Source organism: Actinomadura sp. KC216, from assembly GCF_004348535.1.
GTDB lineage: Bacteria > Actinomycetota > Actinomycetes > Streptosporangiales > Streptosporangiaceae > Spirillospora.
In genome coordinates, this window is record NZ_SMJX01000471.1 from 1 (window position 1) to 4,886 (window position 4,886).

Consider the following 4,886-nt stretch of genomic DNA (forward strand, 5'->3'; position numbering starts at 1 on the left):
CCCCATCCCAGCTCCGGGATCCCCACCATCGCTCGGCTATGGCGCCGCACCGCCCGCGGGCCCGCCCACCCGAGGCTCCAGCCGATCCCTCAACAATCAACCGACCGCGGGAGGTCCGATGCCACGACGCCGCGCTCGCCCGGCCCCCGCCGACGCCGGGTTCCAGCAGGAACTCGGCAACGTGCTCGATCGCCTCCGCCAGGTCCCCGAAGCGCATGATCAACGCGTCCACCACCTGCTGAGCGAACTCCTCCCCATCCTCGAGTCGATCACCCAGCGAATGGAGGCACAGCAACTCGACACCACACCCCTCACCGCCCTACGCGACGACCTCCGCCGCCTGCACCCCACATCGGACCAGGCGACCGTCAACGACCTGTGGGCCCGCGCACTCAAGGTCCTCAGCGACTTCACGGGAAGGCCAGCACCCCGCCGCGCCTTCTGGAAGCGCAACACCTAGGCCGTATCTCGAAGCGGGCCTCAACCACGCACGGTCCGACGACACCGGAACAGCGTGGGCGAGCACGGCGTCAAGCAACGTCGCGCTCGCTCACCGCCTGCCCCGGAGACAAGCCGCCAAGCAAGCGCCCTACCGAACTCCGAGCCACGCCGTGAAACTCCAGGATGGGACCCCAGCCACGCCACACCCAGGCGAGGTCGGCCGCGGCCGCCGGGCTCAGCTCGCCGGGCCTCGGCCGGCATGCGTGGGCGAGGCTGGCGCCGACCTGTCCGCCGGAGGACTAGGCCGCCTCGCCCTGGCCCGGGCCCGTCCGGCGTCGCTGTCAGGCGTGCTTGGGGCGGTAGCGGCGCAGGAGCGGCACCAGGTTCAGTGCCAAGCCGACCACGGCGACGGCACCGACCAGGTTGACGCCCGGGTGGAACTCGCCGAAGCCATCGCCCCCGGCGGCCGTTCCGCCCGCGACCAGGGCGGTGACGACGGCCAGGACCAGGGCGGCGCCGACCTGTCCCGACGTCTGGACGAGTCCGGACGCCAGCCCCTGCTCGGAGTCGTCGATCCCCTCCGTCGCCTGACCCATGATCGAGCTGAACCCGAACGCGAACCCGCCGCCCAGCAGGAGCATCGTCGGCAGGATCGTGACCAGGTAGTGCGGGGCGTTCCCGGCCGTGGCCAGGAACCATCCGTAACCGAGGGTCAGGGACGTCATGGAGCTGATGATCAGGCGCGGCGTCCCGTACCGGTCGATGAGGCGGCCGACGAACGGGGAGCCGAAGGCCACGACGAGTCCGGCCGGCAGCAATGCCATGGCCATCTTCAGCGGGGACCAGCGCAGCACGTCCTGCAGGTAGAGCGTCATCATGAACTGGAAGCTCAGGTACGAACCGAAGAGCGCGACGATGCTCAGGTTGGCCCGGACGATCGATCCGATCCGCAGGATGCCGAGCCGGATCAGCGGGTGCCGCACCTTCTTCTCAGTCACGAAGAAGGCGGCCAGCAGGGCCGTCGCCAGCGCGACCGAGCCCAGCGTGAGCGGGTCCAGCCAGCCCCGTTCGGGCGCGGAGACGACGGTGTAGACGGCGAGCAGCATGCCGCCGGTGAGCGTCACGGCGCCGATGATGTCGTGGCCACCGCCGGCCGCCGGCTTGTCCCGCGGGATCAGCGCGAGGCCCGCGATGAGGGCTATGAGGGCGAGGGGCACGGGCGTCAAGAACGTCCAGCGCCATCCGAAGCTCGTCAGCAGGCCACCGAGGATCAGGCCGGACGAATATCCGCTGGCGCCGAACACTGAGAAGACCGACAGCGCGCGGTTGCGTGCGGGCCCCTCGTGGAACGTGGTCGTCAGGATGGACAGGGCGGTCGGCGCGGTGAACGCGGCGGCGAGCCCCTTGACGAAACGGGTGATGATCAACAAGGTGCCGTCGTTCACCAGCCCGCCTATCAGCGAGGCGACGGCGAAAACGGCCAGCGCGGTGAGGAAGACCTTCCGGCGGCCGAGCAGATCGGCGGTGCGTCCGCCCAGCAGGAGCAGCCCGCCGTAACCAAGGACGTAACCGTTCACGATCCACTGCAGCGACGTCGTCGAAAGGCCCAGCTCGGCGCCGATGGACGGCAGCGCGACGCCCACCATCGAGACGTCGAGTCCGTCAAGGAACAACACGGCGCACAGGACGCCGAGGACTCCCCACAGCCGGGGAGTCCAGGTCTGTTCGGCCGGCGCGCTCTTGGCGACCGGCGCACCGACGGTGGAGGCAGGTGAGGTGTCAGCGATAGTCACGTCGAAGGACGGTACATGCACATGCATCAAATGTCCACGCACTAAATTCTGCAGAATTTAATTCGGGTGCATCAGATGCGCGCGCATGCTAGGATCCGCGGCATGAAAGCGGAGGCTGCACTCGTCGGCCGGTGGCGCAAGCTGGCGACCTGCTACAACGCGGTGGCCTGCGCCCTCGACCGCGCCCTTCAGGACGCCCACGGCCTCAGCATGAGCGAGTACGAGACGCTCGACCGCCTCGTTGACGCCAACTGTGAGAAGCGCCGCGTGCAGGAGATCGCCGCGGCCATGTACCTCAGCCAGAGCGCCCTCTCACGCACGGTCGCCCGCCTGGAGAAGCACGGATACGTGCAGCGTGGCCTCTGCGAAGCCGACCGTCGCGGTGTCTTCGTCGAGATCACCGACGCGGGCCGGCGATGCCACGCCGAGGCCCGCGAGACCCACCTGAAGATCCTCGCCGAGCACCTGACCCCGGTGTCCTGACGGCATTCACACCCCTCGAACTCCCCGGTGCACCCACCTGCCGTCCACCCCGCAACTCGTGTACGGGTCTGCGGCCAGGAGTAGCTCACTCCGATGCACAGCTCGAACACCCCGGCTGTGACGCCTAAGACGTAGGTAAGCCCGCCCCGCCGCACCTCGCCCCAGGGCGTTGGCGGGGGCGCCAGACGACTGGGACGAAGAGTTGGACGAGCAGCGCGCATACGTGCCGTGCCTCGGACGCAAGCAGCCAGATCACCGAGGCCGCCCGTCATCGCGCAAACGCATCGCGGGCACGCTCAGGCAGAGGCCCCGACTCACGAGCTGCAGCGCAGCTTCGTGGCAGCGTGGTTCGGCAAGGCCTCGCCCCCCTTCGAGAACCATCTCCCCCGAGTCGGCACCGAGTTTGGAGGTCACTCGTCCACTGGCACTGGATCAAGCAGCGGCCGATTGGCGTCGCTCATGGCGACCGCGTCCGGCTGAGCAACTGCCCCATGCCCGGGTGCACGACCTGCGCCACATCCACGCGACCACGCTGCTTCTGGCTGGCGTCCCCGTCCACGCTTCTGGCTGGCGTCCCCGTCCACGTGATGGCCGCTCGGCTCGGGCACGCCGATCCAGCGATCACGCTCCGGGTCTACGCGCACGTGATCCGGTCGGCCGAGGTGGCTGCCGCGGACGTGTTCGCGCGGGTCATGAAGGACGCGGCCTAGACGTCGCTGTCAGCAAGCCGGTTACCAAACAGCCCCCTTCCAAGATCGGAAGAGGGCTTTGAGCTGGGAGCCGCCTATCGGAATCGAACCGATGACCTATTCATTACGAGCGAAGATCAACATGGATTGATCGAGTCGACGGCCATGCACAGGAGTGCCTACAGCGCTCCGAGTGTCCACCGACGTCCGCCACGATTGTCACTCAGTTAGTCGCTCACGCAGGTCTCTCCATAGGAGTATGCAACCGCAGCGGGATAGCCCGTGCCATATCGGCTAAGCGCCAACATCAAGCCGGACGGCTTGGGACCTTAGTCCGTACTTCCACGTCCTGCCACGGAGACGGCCCGGAGCGGACCGTGGACACCCAGCGCGACGATCCCGCGGTTGTAGACGCCGATCACCCTGCAACGGGGACGGCCCCCGCCCGGCTGGAGCTGCAGACTCGTCCGGGGTGGGGCCCTACCTCCCCTAGGGGAGGTCCTGGCCGCCGCGCAGCAGCTTCCAGAGGATCCACAGCCCGGCCTTGACGGCCTCCCAGGCGATGCGGAGCTTCCAGTCCCACCGCTCCAGGGCAGCGTTCCTCTCGGGCCGCTCACCCATTGGCGTACCTCCCTCCTCTTAGTCGGCTGCACCGCCGGCAGAACCGACGCGCGCACGGCTCCCGAACGCGCCGACCGTCGAGAAGGACGTCGGGACGCTACCAAACAACGCCTTATTTGGCGTCAGCTCTGATCCTTCGGGCCACATCTGTTTTGGGCGGGGGCCGCACTCCCCCCTCGACCACCAGCGACGATGCATCCGGCCACCGCTTTAGGCCCGCGAGGAGGATCAGAACGGCCAGTAGCGACAAAGGCGGGTTGGTTCCTGGCACCTCGTTCGCGTTCGCTGGGGTGCATCCGAGGGTTCACTGGTGGCGTCCGCGCTGGAGCCCGTAGAGCGCGAGCGCCAGGCAGGTCACCGCGATTCCGGCGCCGATCGGCATCCACACCGCGGGGGCCAGCCACACCAGGACCCCGGCCGCGCAGCCCAAGGTGAGGCAGCCCGTCGCGGCGATCACGTGCTCTGGCACGAACACGCCCGGTCCGGGTCCGGTGGGTCGGGTGGTGTACTGCGGGCCCGGCAGTGGCTGGGGCTGGTGGTGGGGGGTTCTTGGGATGCTGTTCACCTTCAGGTCCCTTCTCTTGTGGTCGGGGTGGTGACAGCACGGTGGCCCCGGGGGGTGTTCGGTTCCGAGACGGAATTGGTAGGTGTTTGTCGTGCCTGGCCGGGCGGGGTGGTGTGTGCTGGTATCTGCCCTGAAACCGAACACCCGGCGGGGGTTGTGGTGGTCGACCCGGAACGAATCCACACGGCCGAGGAGCTGCGGGAGCAGTTGGGGAAGCTGTTTCGGCGGGGTGGGTGGAGCATCAACCGGCTGGCGGCAGAGTCGGGGCTGAGCACCTCGACGGTCAAGGCGATC

Annotated in this window: 7 protein-coding genes and 1 tRNA gene; 4 read left to right on the forward strand and 4 right to left on the reverse strand. The window is 68.4% G+C overall.

Annotated features, from left to right (window positions below):
• Positions 1-118: 118 nt before the first annotated feature.
• On the forward strand, positions 119-460 hold the full coding sequence (locus E1264_RS40220) for a hypothetical protein (protein ID WP_132182441.1): 342 nt from the start codon (positions 119-121) through the stop codon (positions 458-460).
• Between the two features lie 322 nt (positions 461-782).
• Here the strand turns inward: E1264_RS40220 and E1264_RS40225 are convergent, their stop codons facing one another.
• On the reverse strand, positions 783-2,228 hold the full coding sequence (locus E1264_RS40225; protein ID WP_243711467.1) for an MFS transporter: 1,446 nt from the start codon (positions 2,226-2,228) through the stop codon (positions 783-785).
• 108 nt (positions 2,229-2,336) lie between these two features.
• Here E1264_RS40225 and E1264_RS40230 point away from each other — a divergent pair, with 108 nt between their 5' ends.
• Entirely contained in the window at positions 2,337-2,717 is a 381-nt protein-coding gene (locus E1264_RS40230; RefSeq protein ID WP_132182445.1) for a MarR family transcriptional regulator, read from the forward strand.
• Between the two features lie 587 nt (positions 2,718-3,304).
• On the forward strand, positions 3,305-3,427 hold the full coding sequence (locus E1264_RS40235) for an integrase (RefSeq protein WP_207936870.1): 123 nt from the start codon (positions 3,305-3,307) through the stop codon (positions 3,425-3,427).
• Positions 3,428-3,491: 64 nt separating this feature from the next.
• Here E1264_RS40235 and E1264_RS44230 read toward each other — a convergent pair.
• The 3 genes from E1264_RS44230 to E1264_RS44235 all read right to left on the reverse strand — a co-directional run bounded on the left by E1264_RS44230 (position 3,492) and on the right by E1264_RS44235 (position 4,502).
• Positions 3,492-3,571 (reverse strand) — tRNA-Thr (locus tag E1264_RS44230).
• A 324-nt stretch (positions 3,572-3,895) separates the two neighbouring features.
• Entirely contained in the window at positions 3,896-4,027 is a 132-nt protein-coding gene (locus tag E1264_RS46140) for a hypothetical protein (protein WP_279492148.1), read from the reverse strand.
• Positions 4,028-4,331: 304 nt separating this feature from the next.
• Entirely contained in the window at positions 4,332-4,502 is a 171-nt protein-coding gene (locus tag E1264_RS44235) for a hypothetical protein (RefSeq protein ID WP_165964632.1), read from the reverse strand.
• A 144-nt stretch (positions 4,503-4,646) separates the two neighbouring features.
• On the opposite strand from E1264_RS44235, the gene E1264_RS44930 reads away from it, so the two are divergent.
• A partial coding sequence (locus E1264_RS44930) for a hypothetical protein (RefSeq protein ID WP_207936872.1) occupies positions 4,647-4,886 on the forward strand: 240 nt, incomplete at its 3' end.